This window comes from Acinetobacter lwoffii, from assembly GCF_024129595.1.
In the GTDB taxonomy this organism is placed as follows: domain Bacteria; phylum Pseudomonadota; class Gammaproteobacteria; order Pseudomonadales; family Moraxellaceae; genus Acinetobacter; species Acinetobacter lwoffii_O.
The window spans coordinates 34,745-51,820 of sequence record NZ_JAMXXS010000016.1 but is presented as its reverse complement, the minus strand read 5'-3'; the positions used below and the strand labels follow the sequence as shown (position 1 = coordinate 51,820).

The 17,076-nt window shown below is 43.7% G+C and carries 12 protein-coding genes; 3 read left to right on the top strand and 9 right to left on the bottom strand.

Annotated features, from left to right (window positions below):
- Positions 1-31 precede the first annotated feature (31 nt).
- On the top strand, positions 32-1,366 hold the full coding sequence (locus NI466_RS09325; RefSeq protein WP_004645172.1) for a Na+/H+ antiporter NhaC family protein: 1,335 nt from the start codon (positions 32-34) through the stop codon (positions 1,364-1,366).
- 48 nt (positions 1,367-1,414) lie between these two features.
- On the opposite strand, the gene NI466_RS09320 is transcribed toward NI466_RS09325, so the two are convergent.
- Positions 1,415-2,452 carry a helix-turn-helix transcriptional regulator gene (locus NI466_RS09320; protein WP_253173389.1) on the bottom strand — a complete coding sequence of 346 codons (1,038 nt, stop codon included), beginning with the start codon at positions 2,450-2,452 and terminating at the stop codon, positions 1,415-1,417.
- A 142-nt stretch (positions 2,453-2,594) separates the two neighbouring features.
- Between NI466_RS09320 and NI466_RS09315 the strand changes: the two genes are divergently transcribed.
- Positions 2,595-3,473 carry a metal-dependent hydrolase gene (locus NI466_RS09315; protein WP_253173388.1) on the top strand — a complete coding sequence of 293 codons (879 nt, stop codon included), beginning with the start codon at positions 2,595-2,597 and terminating at the stop codon, positions 3,471-3,473.
- A 62-nt stretch (positions 3,474-3,535) separates the two neighbouring features.
- Here NI466_RS09315 and NI466_RS09310 read toward each other — a convergent pair whose 3' ends face one another.
- Both NI466_RS09310 and NI466_RS09305 read right to left on the bottom strand, forming a co-directional pair.
- Positions 3,536-4,528: a DUF2804 domain-containing protein gene (locus tag NI466_RS09310; protein ID WP_253173387.1), complete on the bottom strand. Its 993-nt coding sequence runs from the start codon at positions 4,526-4,528 to the stop codon at positions 3,536-3,538.
- 137 nt (positions 4,529-4,665) lie between these two features.
- Complete coding sequence (locus NI466_RS09305) at positions 4,666-5,175, bottom strand: DUF1543 domain-containing protein (RefSeq protein WP_071851651.1); 510 nt, start codon at positions 5,173-5,175, stop codon at positions 4,666-4,668.
- A 484-nt stretch (positions 5,176-5,659) separates the two neighbouring features.
- Between NI466_RS09305 and NI466_RS09300 the strand changes: the two genes are divergently transcribed.
- Complete coding sequence (locus NI466_RS09300; protein ID WP_253173386.1) at positions 5,660-7,891, top strand: NADP-dependent isocitrate dehydrogenase; 2,232 nt, start codon at positions 5,660-5,662, stop codon at positions 7,889-7,891.
- A 402-nt stretch (positions 7,892-8,293) separates the two neighbouring features.
- On the opposite strand, the gene NI466_RS09295 is transcribed toward NI466_RS09300, so the two are convergent.
- The 6 genes from NI466_RS09295 to NI466_RS09270 form a co-directional block, all read right to left on the bottom strand.
- On the bottom strand, positions 8,294-11,545 hold the full coding sequence (locus tag NI466_RS09295; RefSeq protein WP_253173385.1) for a type I restriction endonuclease subunit R: 3,252 nt from the start codon (positions 11,543-11,545) through the stop codon (positions 8,294-8,296).
- Positions 11,546-11,628: 83 nt separating this feature from the next.
- Positions 11,629-12,105: a hypothetical protein gene (locus NI466_RS09290; protein ID WP_248130376.1), complete on the bottom strand. Its 477-nt coding sequence runs from the start codon at positions 12,103-12,105 to the stop codon at positions 11,629-11,631.
- 28 nt (positions 12,106-12,133) lie between these two features.
- Positions 12,134-12,667 carry a DUF2939 domain-containing protein gene (locus NI466_RS09285; protein ID WP_253173384.1) on the bottom strand — a complete coding sequence of 178 codons (534 nt, stop codon included), beginning with the start codon at positions 12,665-12,667 and terminating at the stop codon, positions 12,134-12,136.
- Between the two features lie 55 nt (positions 12,668-12,722).
- The gene (locus NI466_RS09280; protein WP_253173383.1) at positions 12,723-13,784 is read right to left on the bottom strand and encodes a restriction endonuclease subunit S; all 1,062 of its coding nucleotides are present in this window, start codon (positions 13,782-13,784) and stop codon (positions 12,723-12,725) included.
- Positions 13,781-15,328 carry a type I restriction-modification system subunit M gene (locus NI466_RS09275; protein ID WP_253173382.1) on the bottom strand — a complete coding sequence of 516 codons (1,548 nt, stop codon included), beginning with the start codon at positions 15,326-15,328 and terminating at the stop codon, positions 13,781-13,783. Before NI466_RS09275 ends, NI466_RS09280 begins: the two co-directional genes overlap by 4 nt.
- A gap of 338 nt (positions 15,329-15,666) precedes the next feature.
- On the bottom strand, positions 15,667-16,461 hold the full coding sequence (locus NI466_RS09270) for a hypothetical protein (RefSeq protein WP_253173381.1): 795 nt from the start codon (positions 16,459-16,461) through the stop codon (positions 15,667-15,669).
- Positions 16,462-17,076 lie beyond the last annotated feature (615 nt).

The following is a 17,076-nucleotide window of genomic DNA, read 5'->3' as shown; positions in this document are numbered from 1 at the left end:
CTAGTCCTATTCTCTTACTTTTTTATCTCCTATGCAGACTGATTCTGAGGCTACAGTGCAGGCACGCGCCATTGCACTGCTGCCGCTTATTGTATTTTTAACCATATTTTTGGGTAGCGGGATCTATCATTCCCTGATCGGAACCGAGTTCGCGTTCTATCAGGTGAAAGCGCCTGTGGCTGCCCTGCCTGCGATTATCTTGGCTGCATTAGTGTATCGCGGCAAACTCAACCAGGGCATTGAGGAATTCCTCAGAGGTGCCAGTCATCCAAACTTAATTCTGATGTTTATGGTGTTTATGCTGGCCGGCGCCTTTGCCAGCGTCAGTAGCGCCATTGGCAGCGTCGACGCCACCGTGCAGATGGGCCTGTCGGTGATTCCACCCACATTTATTCTGCCGATGTTATTTGTGATCTCGGCCTTTATTGCCACGGCGATGGGTACCTCCATGGGCACCATTGCGGCTTGTGCGCCAATCGCTTTTGGTTTCACCCAGGTTACCGATATTGATGTGATTTATGCGATTGGTGCAGTGGTCGGTGGTGCCATGTTTGGTGATAACCTGTCCATGATCTCAGACACCACCATTGCGGCGACCACCAGCCAACGCGTACAACTGCGTGACAAGTTCAGGGTCAACGTCTGGATTGCGGTTCCAGCCTCAATCGTCACTATTTTGATTTACGTGTTGAGTACCAGTAGTAGCAATGCAGTGGAATACAAGGATTTTAACTGGCTTCTGGTTTTACCTTATATCGCCGTATTTATTTTAGCCTTTAGCCGTTTACACGTTCTCGCTGTGCTGACCATTGGGGTGTTACTTTCCGGCTTGTTTGGCCTGTTTGCCACAGCTGAATTTGATCTGCTCAAACTGAATACTTCAATTTATGATGGCTTTGTCGGCATGTTTGAAGTGGCGTTATTGTCGATGTTCCTGGGTGGCCTCTCGGCGATCATGCAACGAGAAGGCGGTTTACGCTGGCTGATCGAGCGCATTTATAGCTTGACCCGTCTATTTAAAGTTGGGAAGCAACGTGCCGGCGAAATCGGGATTAGTTTTCTGGTGGTGTTTTCGAATATCTTTGTGGCCAATAATACCGTGGCGATTATTCTGTCTGGTGATATGGCGCGTGAAGTCGCCAAAGAATACGGGGTGGATCCCAAGCGTTCTGCGGCACTGATGGATATTTTCTCTTGCGTGGTACAGGGTTTAATTCCTTATGGCGCACAGTTACTACTGGCCTGTTCCATTGCAAAAATCTCGCCGGTTGAACTGATTGGTGGTGTGTACTATTGCTGGATTCTGGCCATTTTTGCGATTGCTGCGATCGCGTTTAGATTCCCTCAGGTGAAAGCAAGCACTTAATCCATCATCCTGCGAAAATAAAAAAGCGACCGATACCGGTCGCTTTTTTCAGCTTCGTGCTTTGTGTAACTGCCTTTTTCGCTCTAACAAGGTCTGTCCGGTGGCTGCCTTATAGGCCCGTGCCAAAGCCGACTGATCAGAATAATCCAGCTGCTCGGCAATCTCGGTCAGACCTAATCCCTGCTGCAACAACAGCTCGCAACGTTTAATCCGCTGCTGTTCCAGCAGTTTTTTAAATGAAGTGCCATGAGTGCTGAACAAGCGCTGCAAACTACGTGTCGACATCAACAACTGCCGGGCAAGCTGTTCAACTTTAATGGCCTGATGCTGGGTCCGCAGCTGTTCGGCAATCATTTGCTGCGCCTGTTCCAAATGATTTTCAAGGGGCGGCTTGGCTGCAATCGCCTGTTCTGCCTGATGAACCAGTAGCTGCAACAGCATTGGATCAGCCTGCTCAGACCCATGTGCCAGTCCTTGCAAATCCAGCTCTATGCCATAATAGTCCTGAGAAAATCTCACCTCACTGGCAAAAAACTTTTGATAATGCATTTGTCCCCTATCGGGCGCATGGGCAAAACGTACACAGTGCAGTAACAGTTGATGATCCTGTAAAATGACACGTCCCAACTGCACCATCGCGGCCATGGTCAGCTCATTGAGCAGATTATATTTTTCGTCCAGATAGGCCCAAAATAATTCAAGACTGTGTTCACGCTGCTTCAACTGCAAAGGTACAAACTCACTGCCATCAATCACCAGTCGTTGAAAACGCATAATATGGCGGATCATTTCCGCAACGCTGCTGCTTCGCGAAGCCATATAGCCGAGCACGCCAAAATGTTCTGGACGAATAACCTGCACGATCTCGAAAATTAGTTGTGGACAGTTTAAATGTTGCCGGGTTCTTAACAGAAGCTGATTTAATAATTCCAGCGGCACTTGCGTGGCAAAAGGCTGATCAATCAGGGGGACAAGCGCTTCATGTACATCTTGCAGAAAGTCAGCTTCCAAAGGCTCAATTTGCAGACTGCGCAGATAAGTCGCCCAAAGCTGAATATAACCATTGGATATTTTAATTTCTTGCATGCGCGCTTCCCGCTGCCTGCTTTAGTCTAAGCAGTTTTATTTTCATTTGGCATAAAATGTATAAAAATTGGCAAGCACTGTCAAAACAATTACGGCATTCCCCGACATACTGTCAGCATCGTCACAAAAAAGAACTTCTAAGATGAATGCAGTATTAAAATCTTCGATAAAGCCCGTGGTCCGGACCCAGCTTGATTTTAAACTGGATGAAATTCCGCGCTACTGGTTTGGCGGCGATCCCTTTCTGACCCGCATGTTCGATGCCTTGAGCCTGACCTTTCCAGATGGCGAGCGTTATTTTATTCAAAGTGTGCGCCTGTTCCGAGATCAGATCACAGACCCGCAGCTGCAAAAACGTGTTGCGGATTTTATTCGCCAGGAAGCACAGCACGGCATTGCCCATGAAAAAATGAACCAGTTGATGCGTGAACAAGGCATGCCCGTCGATGATTTTATCGAACGTTTGAATAATATGTTCACCTATGACCTCAAACATCGTTCAGCACAGTTCAATATTGCCACGACAGCAGCGGCAGAACACTTGACTGCGCTGATGGCTGAAACTTTTTATGGTCAGAAATCCACCTTAAAAGACGGGCATCCCTATGTACGTGCCATGTTTGCCTGGCATGCGATTGAAGAAATGGAACATCGTGATGTGGCTTTTGACGTGATGAAAGATGTTGCGAAAACACCTGAATGGATGCGTAAAATGACCCTGCTCAGCACGACATTTTTGATGTTTAGTTATACCGCTTATCGCGCCAATGTCATGCTGAAACATGATGGCTTCAGTGTCTTAGAGCGTTTGCAAATGAACCTGAAAGGACTTCCCTGGTTGTTTGGCCGCAATGGCACCTTGACCCGCATGGGCCCACAATATCGGGACTGGTTTAAAAAAGACTTCCATCCCAGCCAGCATCCTGTGATTGCGCAATACGATGTCTGGGTAAAGACTTTAGCCGAAACCAATGATCCAATTCAGGCCGGTGAAGCCTTCTGGCAGGCCGCCAAAGATTAAGCTCAAATCAAAAAAGCCTTCAAAATTGAAGGCTTTTAAATTAGGTCTTATGTCCTGCACTTTTACCATTTGGCATAATGCTGTTCAAGCAAGGCATATTCATTTAGTAAAATAATTTCCTGATCATCCTGCTGAATCGTTCCGGAAACCTTGGCTTGCCACTGACTAAACTGGCTCCCGACCAGACGCAGGTTGAGATTTTCATAACGGCGCCAGCCTGTGCTGACCATCAGATTCAATCTTTCATCCAGCGACTGAATCGTCCATTGGTTTTCCGATTCCTGTTGAAACAGCACATCGGCCAGTGGATAAATTTTTCCATTGACCCATAGACAGTTCTCGTTGCCAAAACTTTCATTCACGCCCGAAGCCAGATTAAGCCCAATCCGGTTATGGTTCACATCCCAGAAATTACAGGACAGCCAGAACCAGGCCGTTTCCGGGCGCAAAAAGCCACAGGTATCATCCAGAGAAGCAAAGCTGCGTTCATTAAACTGAATGGTTTCACCCTGCTTGTTAATGAAAAAGCCTTCACAGCCCAAAGTGGTCAGTTTCTGGGTATAGGTCCAGCCATTAATACCGGTCGGACTGCACATACTCAGTGGATCAGTTCCGGCACAAAAAATCCGGGCACTGAGTTTAATCTCGCCATATTTGCTGACGTTGATATAACGCACGCCGTTGGCATGCTGGATATCGATCTGAAAAGGTGATTTATGGAAATAACTATGATTAAACAGTGGCTGCTCGTCCAGCACAGTGTTGCGTGACAGGAAATTAATCGCATTCCATTCCAGCACTTCATTGCTCATATGGTTATAGACATAGACAAAACCATGCCCTGCCCATGCGATATCGGCAATTGCCAATCCAATCGTATAATGCTCGTGCTGAATACTACAGAATTTGAATTTTTTATATTTTAGATGCTTACGCCAGCCTGACAGCACATGACCATAAGGATTCTTGTATTGATATGCCTGATAGTCAATACTTTTTGGAAGCTCCTTGAAACGTCCATAGCGCGGTTGTCCATTTGCCTGAATTAAATCCATTTAAGACATTCCATCTCAGTCAAAACTGTTTTTCCTTGGCAGTATTATGCCGATTATTAAATTTTGATAAAGAGATTTTTTAAGCCACTTATCGAATCATTCAGCCAACCGCAGATTTAATTCAATCACAAACAGCGTTAAATCGTGAGATAAGTATTTTCCCAGCGATTGCCACTAAAACTGCCCTCTAGCAATTGTACGTAGCGGCCATAAACCTGATCGATGGCAATACAGTCATCTACATCCAGAACACGGTCGGTATGCTGTTTTTGCCAGTGCCGGGCGAAGTAAGCTTTACCGCGCTGTTTAGCAACCATGGCATTCTGTGCAACCACCAACACATAACGATGCAACTCGCCAAACTCACGTGGATCATAACCACCCAGATTAATCAGCCAAAGTTTTTCATCGGATTGCTGTGGCTGTGCATCAGTAAATTGCAGCGCATAGGACTTGCCTTCAAACTCTAGCCCGTTGATTTGCGCCCAGGCATCAATATGCAGGCCTTGCTGCTCAGCAAACCAGGCATTTTTCAATTGCGGATAGGTGTCTTCCAGACTCTCTCCTACTGCCAAAACCACATCATGAACTTCTGTATTGGCACGGGCATGACGACCACCGAGCATTACAATAAACAGGCTAGGCATTACATTTCCTTGTTAGCGTCAATCTATAAGATCATTTCATTGATGCTTTCCAGTATAGCGCAAAGCTATTCCATGATGATGTAGCCATCTGCCAAGGACAAATTTGCATCGTCAGCCTGACTAAATTTGCGCAAAACCGCATCCAGTCACTCTGTATCGATATCCATATCGAGGATCAGTTTAAGCTTGTGTCAGGATCAAAAAACCATTTTCAGTGAATACAATTGACTAGCAAATCATTTCCGATCATTTTCATCAGAATTTACAGCGGAAGATGATTATTTTTTTGTACAAAATACAAACACGGCTAAACCGCACAAATCTGTACAAATTTTCGCCCAAATTTCAATCTAAAGGCATATTTCGTTGACTGAAATGCGCTGAAAGACGATACTCTCAATGTTTTTATTTAAGCAAATCGGTTCAAAGAGGCTGGGCCAAAAGTTCGGTCCTCAGAAACTCAATCCAACGCAAGGGGCTATATATGGCTGGTGGAAAGTCAACTATCATTTACACACTGACCGACGAGGCGCCATTACTGGCGACTTATTCTCTGCTGCCGATCATTGAGACCTTTACTAAGCCAGCTGGCGTTGAGATCGTCAAAAGTGACATCTCTGTAGCTGTGCGCGTGCTCTCCGAATTTACAGATTACCTAAGCGAAGAGCAAAAGGTGCCTGACACTCTAGCTGAGCTAGGTCGTCTTACACAAGATCCAGACACGAACATTATCAAACTCCCAAATATCAGTGCTTCTGTTGGCCAGCTAACAGCGTGTATCAAGGAACTTCAGTCTAAAGGCTATGCAATCCCTGACTATCCTGAAAACCCGACCACTGAAGAAGAAAAAGCAATCAAGGCACGTTATAGCAAATGTCTTGGTTCAGCAGTAAACCCGGTTCTACGTGAAGGTAACTCAGACCGTCGTGCACCTGCTGCCGTTAAAAACTACGTGAAAAAACATCCGCACTCTATGAGCGAGTGGAAACAGTGGTCACAAACTCACGTTTCACACATGGACGAAGGTGACTTCTACCACGGCGAAAAGTCGATGACTTTAGACCGCGCACGTGATGTGAAAATGGAACTGATCACCAAGTCTGGTGAAACCATCGTTCTTAAGCCAAAAGTTGCGCTTCAAGACGGCGAAATCATCGATTCAATGTTCATGAGCAAGAAAGCACTTTGCGACTTCTACGAGAAAGAACTTGAAGACTGTCGTGAAGCGGGCATCCTGTTCTCTTTACACGTTAAAGCAACCATGATGAAGGTGTCTCACCCGATTGTATTTGGTCACTGTGTAAGAATCTACTACAAAGAAGCATTCGAAAAACATGGCAAGCTTTTTGATGAGCTTGGCATTAATGTCAATAACGGTATGGCAGGTCTTTACGAGAAGATCGAGGCGCTTCCAACTTCTCAACGTGAAGAAATCATCCGTGATCTACATGCTTGCCAAGAACACCGTCCAGCATTGGCAATGGTTGATTCAGCAAAAGGCATCACTAACTTCCACTCTCCTAACGACGTAATTGTAGATGCTTCTATGCCTGCCATGATCCGTGGTGGCGGTAAAATGTGGGGTGCTGATGGCAAACCTTACGACTGTAAAGCAGTTATGCCTGAATCTACATTCGCGCGTATTTACCAGGAAATGATCAATTTCTGTAAGTGGAATGGTAATTTTGATCCAAAAACCATGGGTACTGTACCGAACGTTGGTTTGATGGCACAAAAAGCTGAAGAATACGGTTCACATGACAAGACTTTCGAGATCTCTGAAGCCGGTGTTGCAAACATCACTGACCTAGAAACAGGTGAAGTGTTAATGTCTCAAAATGTGGAAGAAGGCGATATCTGGCGTATGTGTCAGGTGAAAGATGCACCGATCCGCGACTGGGTGAAACTTGCTGTGACTCGTGCACGCAACTCTGGCATGCCAGCAATCTTCTGGCTTGACCCGTACCGTCCACACGAAAACGAACTGATCAAGAAAGTTGAAAAATACCTGAAAGATCATGACACCACTGGTCTTGATATCCAGATCATGTCACAAGTACGTGCAATGCGTTATACGCTTGAACGTGTTGCTCGCGGTCTAGATACTATTTCTGTAACAGGTAACATCCTGCGTGACTATCTGACTGACTTGTTCCCGATCATGGAATTGGGTACATCTGCGAAAATGTTGTCTATCGTGCCATTAATGGCGGGTGGCGGCATGTACGAAACAGGTGCAGGTGGTTCTGCTCCTAAGCACGTACAGCAGTTAGTTGAAGAAAACCACTTACGTTGGGATTCACTGGGTGAATTTATGGCGCTTGCAGTTTCTTTAGAAGAAATGGGTATTAAAGAAGGCAATGACAACATCAAGTTACTTGCCAAAACTTTAGACCGTGCAACTGGTAAATTACTGGATAACGACAAGTCACCTTCTCGTCGTACAGGTGAGCTTGATAACCGTGGCAGCCATTTCTACCTGGCGAAATTCTGGGCTGAAGAACTTGCTGCTCAAGACGAAAATGCTGAATTGAAAGCGAAGTTTGCACCTCTTGCAAAAACTTTAGCTGAAAATGAAGAGAAAATCGTTGCTGAGCTTGCAGAAGTTCAAGGAAAATCAGTAGACATCGGCGGTTACTACGCAGTTGATCAAGAGAAAGTAAATGCAGTGATGCGTCCAAGTGCAACGTTGAATGCTGCTCTTGCTTCTATGTAATGAGTTAAAAAATCGATTTAACCTTAGGTTAAATCGATTAAAAAAACCGGCACTGACGTGCCGGTTTTTTTTATGTCCAATTCATGCAGCGCAATCACTGAAGCAATCCATTTTTTAAGCAGTTCTATGCAGTGTTATTTTCACAAGCTATCTTTTAAATCAAGAAGATAATTTTGAAGAGCAGATAAAAAGAAACAGGTTATTATTTTTCAGACAATAAAAAACCCCAAGACTGAATGTGCTTGGGGTTTTTTAGAATTTTGGTCCCGAGGGTCGGACTCGAACCGACACGTCATCTCTTTGATTTAAAATAATTTTTAGCAAGAACAAACACACTTGGATGTATTCGTGGATGTTTAACATATTATGCTAATTCAATCGAATAATAATTATCCAAACAACTTAACTTGCTAACATTTCATCAGCTTTAGCTAACTCATCTGCCAATTGTTCAGCCTGTTCAAGCACAGTCTCAGTAGCCAATAAAGCCATATCAGGTGGATAGCCATACTTCTTGAGTAGACGCTTCACAATGACTCTCAGCTTCGCCCTGGCAGCTTCTTTGATGGTCCAATCCAAGGTTACGTTCTTACGAATAGACTCAGTCAGCACAACAGCGAGTTCGCGCAGGATCTCTTTCTGCATCAACTCTCTAGCACTGTCATTGTCTGCAACTGCTGAATAGAATGCATATTCATATTCAGTCAGGTTGAGTTCCTCTGCCATTTTGTCTGATTCTTGGATTGCCTTAGCTAACTTGATCAGCTCATCAATGACTTCTGCTGCGGTGAGTACCTTGTTCTGATAGCCCTTAATCGCAGAGCTCAGCATGTCCATTAGCTTCTTACCTTGGGTGACACTGCGCTGCTCTCGCATCTTGATCTCATCACTTAGGAGCTTCTTGAGGGTCTCCAATGCAATGTTCTTGTGCTTGTAGCCTTTCATCTCCTGCATGAACTCATCAGAGAGAATGGAAATGTCTGGTTTCTGGATTCCTGCTGCATCAAAGATGTCGACCACCTGTTCAGTCACAAGCGCTTGGTCAATGGTCTGTTTGACCTTGGCTTCCAATTCAGCATTGCTGAGGCCAGAGACTTTGCCTGAACCATCACTAAACTTGGCCAGTCGTGCTTTTACAGCCTGGAAGAATGCAACCACTGGTGCTGCTTCCATCGCACTTGGATGAGGTACAGCTAATGCAAATGCTTGAGACATCGCTGATACTGCATTGAGGAATCGTGTCTTACCTTCGCCCTGATCTACACCGAGGATGTGTTCCTCTGCTTCCAGAATGATGTTCAGCTTACGAGAGGTATCGGCTTTGAAGTACTCCTGATAATTGAAGCCATGCATAATGCCATCAAGCACTTCAAGCTTCTCTTGGAGGATGGTTGCAGCTTCGTCTTGCACTAATGCAGGATCACCCTTACCACCTGCCTCAGAGTAGAAGGACAGAGCCTCTTTCAGATCTGATGCAATACCGAGGTAATCTACGACCAGACCACCAATCTTGTCTTTATAGACACGGTTTACTCGTGCAATGGCTTGCATGAGGTTATGACCTTTCATTGGTTTGTCGATGTATAGCGTGTGCATACTTGGTGCATCGAAACCAGTCAGCCACATATCACGAACTATCACGAGCTTCAGCTTGTCATCATTGTCCTTCATACGATTAGCCAGAATTTGACGCTGCTGCTTGGTCGTATGGTGCTTGGCAATCTCCTCACCATCAGAAGCAGATGAGGTCATCACGACCTTGATTACACCATCGTGCAAGTCATCACTATGCCATTCTGGTTTGATCGCTACAATCTCGTTGTAGAGATCTACAGCAATGCGACGAGACATGCTGACAATCATGCCCTTACCTTGGTTTGCATTGGCAACAAGACGTTGTTCAAAGTGTTCTACGATGTCTTTAGCAATGGCTTTGACACGTTCTTTACTCCCTATAAGTCCTTCAACTCTTGCCCACTTTGCCCGTTCTTTTTGTGTCTGGTTTAGATCGTCTTCGGTGAACTGGTCGTCAAAGTCCTCAATCAGTTCTTTGCCTTCCTCACTGATGGCAATCTTGGCGAGTCGGCTTTCATAGAAGATACGAACAGTGGCGCCATCCTCTACCGCCTGAGAGATGTCATAGATGTCGACATAGTTACCAAACACTGCAGGCGTGTTGACATCTGTCTTCTCAATAGGCGTACCAGTGAAACCAAGATAAGTAGCATTCGGCAAAGCATCACGCATGTACTTGGCAAAACCATAAACAGTCCGCTTACCTACGACCTTACCATTCTCGTCTTTGACATCGACCTCTTTTGCATTGAAGCCATACTGTGAACGATGTGCCTCATCTGCAATCACCACAATGTTGGTTCGATCTGAAAGCTGCTCGTAAACACTGCCACCATCTTCAGGTTGGAACTTCTGGATGGTGGTGAAGATCACCCCACCTGAACCGACCTTAAGTAGCTCTTTGAGTTCTTCTCGATTCTCTGCTTGCTTGGGTGTCTGGCGTAGTAGTTGGCTTGATCCTGCAAAGGTTCCAAAGAGCTGATCATCCAAATCATTACGGTCTGTGATCACGACTACTGTTGGGTTATCCAAAGCCAAGACAATCTTGCCTGTGTAGAACACCATGGACAACGACTTGCCTGAGCCTTGTGTGTGCCAGACAACACCTGCCTTCTTGTCACCTACAGCTTGTTGCTGGACCAGCTCCAGCTTGCTTCTACCTTGCTGTTGCATTGCGACTTCTGCAGACTTCGAGTCCGAGTTCACTGCAGACGCACGAATAGTAGAGAGGACTGCTGCATTCACTGCATAGTACTGATGGTATGCAGCCATCTTCTTGATAGTCTTAATAGTGATCAAGCCATTGGCATCTTCTTGTTTGTTGGATTCAAAAACAATGAAGTGTCTGATCATGTCCAGTAAGGTGACTGGATTGAGCAAACCATGAATTAAGACTTCTAGCTGTGCCTGCGTATTCTTTGCTTTGGTTTGACCATTAGAAGTCTTCCACGCCATGTAACGACTCAGGTCTGCTGAGACAGTCCCTGCTTTCGCCTCTAAACCATCAGAGATGACGTTGAAAGCATTGTAAGTAAACAGTGATGGGATCTGGCTTTGATAAGTCTGGATCTGCTTATATGCGCCATCTACAGTAGCATTTTCATCAGTAGCGTTCTTGAGTTCAATGACTACCAATGGTAAGCCATTCACATACAGGATCAGGTCTGGTCGTCGGGTCCAACGATCTTCTTTGATGGTGACTTGGTTGATAACCAGAAATTCGTTGTTGGTTGGTTCATTGAAATCAATCAGCCAAGCATACTCACCTTGAGTTACTCCATCCTTACTCACCTCAATGTTGATGCCTTCAGTAAGTAAGCGATGGAATGCCTGGTTGTTGCTAAGCATATTCGGGGAGTGCAGATTGGTGACTTGCTTCAGTGCTTCAACGCATTTGTCTTTATTCAAATGAGGATTGAGACGCTGTAATGCTTCAAGCACCTTGGCTTCCAAGATGACCTGCTTATAGCTCCGCAGAGGGTTGCTTCCCTTGGATTCAATCTCAGGTCCATACACATAGGTATAGCCCATTCCCTCCAGTTGCTCTATCGCCATCAGCTCAATATCTGATTCGGTCATCTTAGTCACTTGATTACTTCCCCCTAAACTTATCCATATAACCTGGACTCATTAATTTTTATATGATGTAAAGCTGAGAAACCTTATTCATCGTCCTGCACGTTATAGCCATACTTCTGCACAGCTTTATCAATAGAGCCCTCAAACTTATGGCAAACATATAGATAGAGTTCAGCATCTACCATCAGTACTCCAGGAACACCTAAACCATCATTGAGTGGAATCAGAGTCTTTTGTGAACCTATCTGAACTGTTGGTCGTTGGTATGAGCAATTCACAGTGACTTTATGTGGCGATCTATTCCAGTCAATTCTCTTGGCTTCCCACTCACGACTACCGCCCAGCAAGGTGACTTGAATCTTGGATTCTGTCGCAGTCTTGTTCAGTTGTTTGTAAGAGACAAACTTAGCTACTGAACAAGGAGAGTGATAACAGGTTTCTATGACTTTACCTTTTTGTATGCCGCTATGATTGAATTTAGCCGGTGCTGCTTGAACGGTTGCAGCAAAGCTAACTACAGCAATCAAGCCAAATCCCATTTGAATCATGCGCTTTATCATTCTGTTTTTCCTCTTTGTTCTCTTTTACTTAATCCATCGGCACAGCGATCTTGTGAATCTTCCAACTTAAGCCATCACGAACCATGAGCACTTTGACTTCTTTGGATTGGTCTTGATCTTTAATGACCACCTCAAAGTCATTCATTGAGGTATAGCCTGCTTCATATTCTGGCTTAGTTTGTTCTTGTGTTTCAGCAGTTTGTGTATCTTGTGAATCCTGTTCTGCATCTCTCAGGTCCTTGCCTTTGAGCATCAAGGTCATGCCTTCAGGAGTAACAAAGCCATCAACCATCTTGTCGACCATGGTTGAAGCAAGCATTGCTCCTAATGCAGCAAAACCATCAGTGTCTTGATTCATTAGCTCTTTAGCCATCATGGCATTCATCTGATCTTTAAAGCTCTGACGAACACTTGGATAGTCGATGTACTTCGACACTGTGTCGCTATCACCTGCTTGTGCTGCTTTCTTGATGTTGTTGAGTGCAAGGTATGGTGTTGCATACCAGTAGCCACAGATCACGACTACGATTGCTATTAAAGCCCCTATCAGCTTCTTATTCATGTTTACCCCTAAATATAAAAAAAGGTGAAGCCATCAAATGACTTCACCTTAAATGTTATGCAACTTCTTCTGTTTGGTATTGGACTCTCACTTCACCACTCATTAGCTTTGGTAGAAGCGTGTCTCTTAGGTTTTCTAGTGTTTGGATTTGATGTTTATTGGCTTTCACTTTAAGCATCCAATCTTGTGCAATTTCTTCATACTCTTTTATCAATTGACTAGGAGGTAACTGTATCTCTAACCCATGTACATGATTACGGTTTAATGAAGGTACTGCTGAACCTGCGTTAAATGATTCAAGATCCAAATACTTCAAGTAAAAATAGCTAAACACTAATGTTCCAAGCTTAAATTCTTTGATGAAGAGGGTTGTATTCAAAGGCCAAGACTTTTCCAATGATATGTATACACCACCTATTGAACCGCTTCGTCCAGTGATTACCGTTGGGTATTCCACTTGATAAGCATTGATCATGTCATTAAGTCCACTAGCCGCATATAAAGGAAACTCCCCTTTTATTCGCTTAGAGCTTGGTAAGTCATAGCCTCTTTGTAAAGTGAAGAGATCTTCAACTTTCCCTTTAATCCAATCCTCTTTCGCTTCCTCAATAAACCATTGACGAAAAAGTGTTTCAGCCATGGCTTCCAAAGTCTTGTTCTGACGATGCAGCAAGTCAATCTTGTCATCTAATGATGATAGGACTGAGGCTATAGCTTTTTGTTCAGGGAGAGGTGGTAGAGGAACTCTAATATCACGAAGAATGGATAATGTAAGGAATTTAGTTGCTGACCCTGCTGAGTTATTCTTTAACTCAAGTAACTTAGTCTTGAGATAATAGAACAAGTACTTGTAAGTAGTTACAGACTCATCATCAAGTGTTAGTACATATGTTCTTTGATAGGCATCAAACTTACCTTCATAATACTTAAGACAAAAGTTTCCTTCAGCATTATTACCTGCCAAAAGCAGAGCCTTAGTATCAAATGAAAATTGATCAATGGACAAAGTTTCAGGAGAACAAGTGAAGAACGGATACTTGCCCGTTTCTACTGCTGCATTGGAGTTTAACTTGCCTGTTGTAAGATTAACTAAATCCAATAGGCTTTGCTCATTCATACAATCACCTTTGCCAAGTTCTCAGCAATGGCTTGATTGAGGTTTGCTTCTTCTGCAAGCTGTGTCTCAAACTCAGCCTTTAAGCTCGTGAAGCGTTCCTTAAAGTCAAACTCATCTTCATCATCAGCTAAACCAACATAACGACCTGGGGTGAGTACATAATCAAGCTCAGCCACTTTCTCAAGCGGGACAGATGCACAGAAGCCAGCAACGTCTTCGTACTCACCGTCTTTGTTACGCCAATTGTGGTAAGTGTCAGTGATCAGCTTAATGTCTTCATCCGACAATACTTTGGTTCTGCGGTTAATGAGATGCCCTAAGTTACGAGCATCAATGAATAGGATTTCATTGCTACGATCTTTGTATTGGGTTGAACCAACACGGTCCCGACGCATAAACCATAACGCAGCAGGAATCTGAGTATTTAGGAACAACTTGGCAGGTAAATTCACAATACAGTCAATGACATTGGCTTCAGAAACCAAGGCTTTACGAATCTCACCCTCACCACTGGTCTTAGAAGTAAGCGCACCTTTCGCAAGGACTACACCTGCCTGACCTTTAGGACTCATGTGATACAAGAAGTGTTGCATCCATGCGAAGTTCGCATTACCTGCAGGAGGTGTACCCAGTGACCAACGAGCATCACCTACTAATTGCTCACCACTCCAGTCAGAGACGTTGAATGGTGGATTCGCAATGATGTAATCGGCTTTTAGGTCTTTGTGTGCATCGTTGAGGAATGAACCCTCAGAGTTCCATTTCACATGCTCTGAGTTAATGCCACGAATGGCTAAGTTCATCTTGGCCAAACGCCAAGTGGTCTGGTTACTTTCTTGACCATAGATGGAGATGTCATCTACCAAGCCCTGATGCGACTCTACGAACTTCTCAGACTGAACGAACATACCACCCGAACCACAGCAAGGATCGAATACACGTCCTTTGTATGGTTCAAGCATATTGACCAACAGACTAACAATGGATTTAGGTGTGTAGAACTGCCCGCCTTGCTTACCTTCAGCTAAAGCGAACTCACCTAGGAAGTACTCGAATACATGCCCTAGAACGTCAGCAGAGCGTGATTTAGCATCACCTAGGGCAATGGTACCAATCAGGTCGATTAACTCACCCAAGCTCGTAGGATCGAGGTTCTGACGTGCATAGACCTTAGGCAGAACGCCCTTCAATTGTGGGTTGTCATTCTCAATGGCTTCCATCGCATCATCGACTAACTTACCAATGGTAGGTTGTTTTGCTTGGTTTAACAGGAATGACCAACGTGCATTTTCAGGAACGAAGAATACGTTGTATGCAGTGTATTCATCTCGGTCTTCTGGATCAGCCCCATCAAACTCACCTTCACCTGAAACCAGTAAATTGTAATGCGCTTCAAAAGTGTCACTGATGTACTTCAAGAAGATCAAACCAAGGACAACGTGCTTGTACTCAGCAGCATCAATGTTCTTGCGAAGTTTGTCTGCTGTCTTCCATAACACAACCTCTAAGGGCTCTTGTTTGGTTTGCTTTGGAGCACGAGCCATAAAATCAACCTGCAATGAATAGCTTATCTAGTTTTAGTTAGATAAATAGTAACCAATATTGAGCACGTGTGTAAGTACGTAAGTGACATGAATTGACGTTCTCTTTATTCCTTGAAACCAATGAATGAAGATTGAGGATGCTCTGTTCCCTTCACTTAAGCATATACCGAGGAGCAAATACGCAGTATTTGTGACGAGGGTATATGCTTAAGTGAAGGCCAGCGAATGAAAGACCAATAAACCAAGAGAAGAAGTGCGAAGCGTGCTTCGTATCAATGAGGAGCATCGAGCGTGCGAAGATGCGACGAGTTATAGATACGAAGCACATATCACTTCAATTACTTGTCATAAACTTCAAAGATACCAAAGCTATCGTAGTACTTGAAACTTGACGGATTAGCTTTGTACATAGCAGCAATGCTGTCTGATCTTTGTTTACGATTAGGTTTAGGTGGTTTGGGTAACTCTACATGAGGAAGATTATGAGTGGTTCCAAAAACTAAAACCAAATCAGAAAACCCCTTTCTTTTGGTTTTATTTCCAGCAAGATCTACCCTAATCATACGATGCCTTACACCAGATACTCTTGTAATCTGAACCTTAGCATTTGGATTATTTTGAGATTCTAAATAGCTGAGAACATTAGCTATACCCTGTTCCAACTCTCCCATTACTTGCATTTGCTGCAAAGGTGATAGATCTTCCACAACCTTCAATTGTGCCTTTTTGAAATCTTCCTCTTTCTCAAGTATTTGATCTATTGTGTAATCGTCAGACTCTTTGCTACCTGGTTCGATATAAAGCTTAAGCTTATCTACTCTCTGATAGACATCAAAACCAATAAAATCATCTGACTTGTAATCTTCTCGAGGGCGTAATTGTTTGTTATGAGGTAAATATCGATTGATGATCGGTTGAAGGCTATTGAAAGCGAGTCTAGGGAAAGTAATTACCAACTTACACCCACGTTCATACTTAATACCAAAAGGCTGAGTGTCATAAGATCCTATTTTAGAATTTGGATTAAGTTTTCTTGAAAGTGGTGAATACCAATAAAGCTTATATGGAATCTGTAAGTGATCAGCTTGATTGAGAACCTGTAGTATGAATGTTTTTAGAGAATGATAGTTCATTTAGTTACACCAATTAATGAAATACCGTGAAATTAGCTTTGATTACCCTCTCTCACTTTTAATTATAATTATTCATCTAAAGATAGCTTCTTTAGAATATAGCTACCCCTACCATTAATTAATAGTATACTTATTATTATATACAAACTATTCACATATTCAACATAACAATCAATCGTTTAGCTAATTTATGACCAATCAAAAACCTGATCAAATCATAGTGATAACATAGTAGTTTTTCATTCACTGGCTATCCCCCAACATAGTACAGACCAGATAGCTAGGATTACCACTACTGAACTTATGACTTTTTGCCCCTATGCCACATAGACTCAACATAGAAGAACTCTGTGAGAGGTTACGACATAGATCTAAGGGCTTTGCAGCATATTTTATCCTATCTTGAAGTATCCTATCTTGAAGCATCCGCTAAACCCCATCGCTATTTTTTAACTTGGGTTGGATTTCCAGCGATGTGGCAGTAATTCCTCAATCTTGGTCACTTTATGTGTCGGCAACCTTCTCAGCACGTCACTGGCGTGCTGTCTATAACCGTCGTTAAATCCATAAATAGGTGCCCACTTAAAATGTAGTGGACACTATCACGGTATTAAT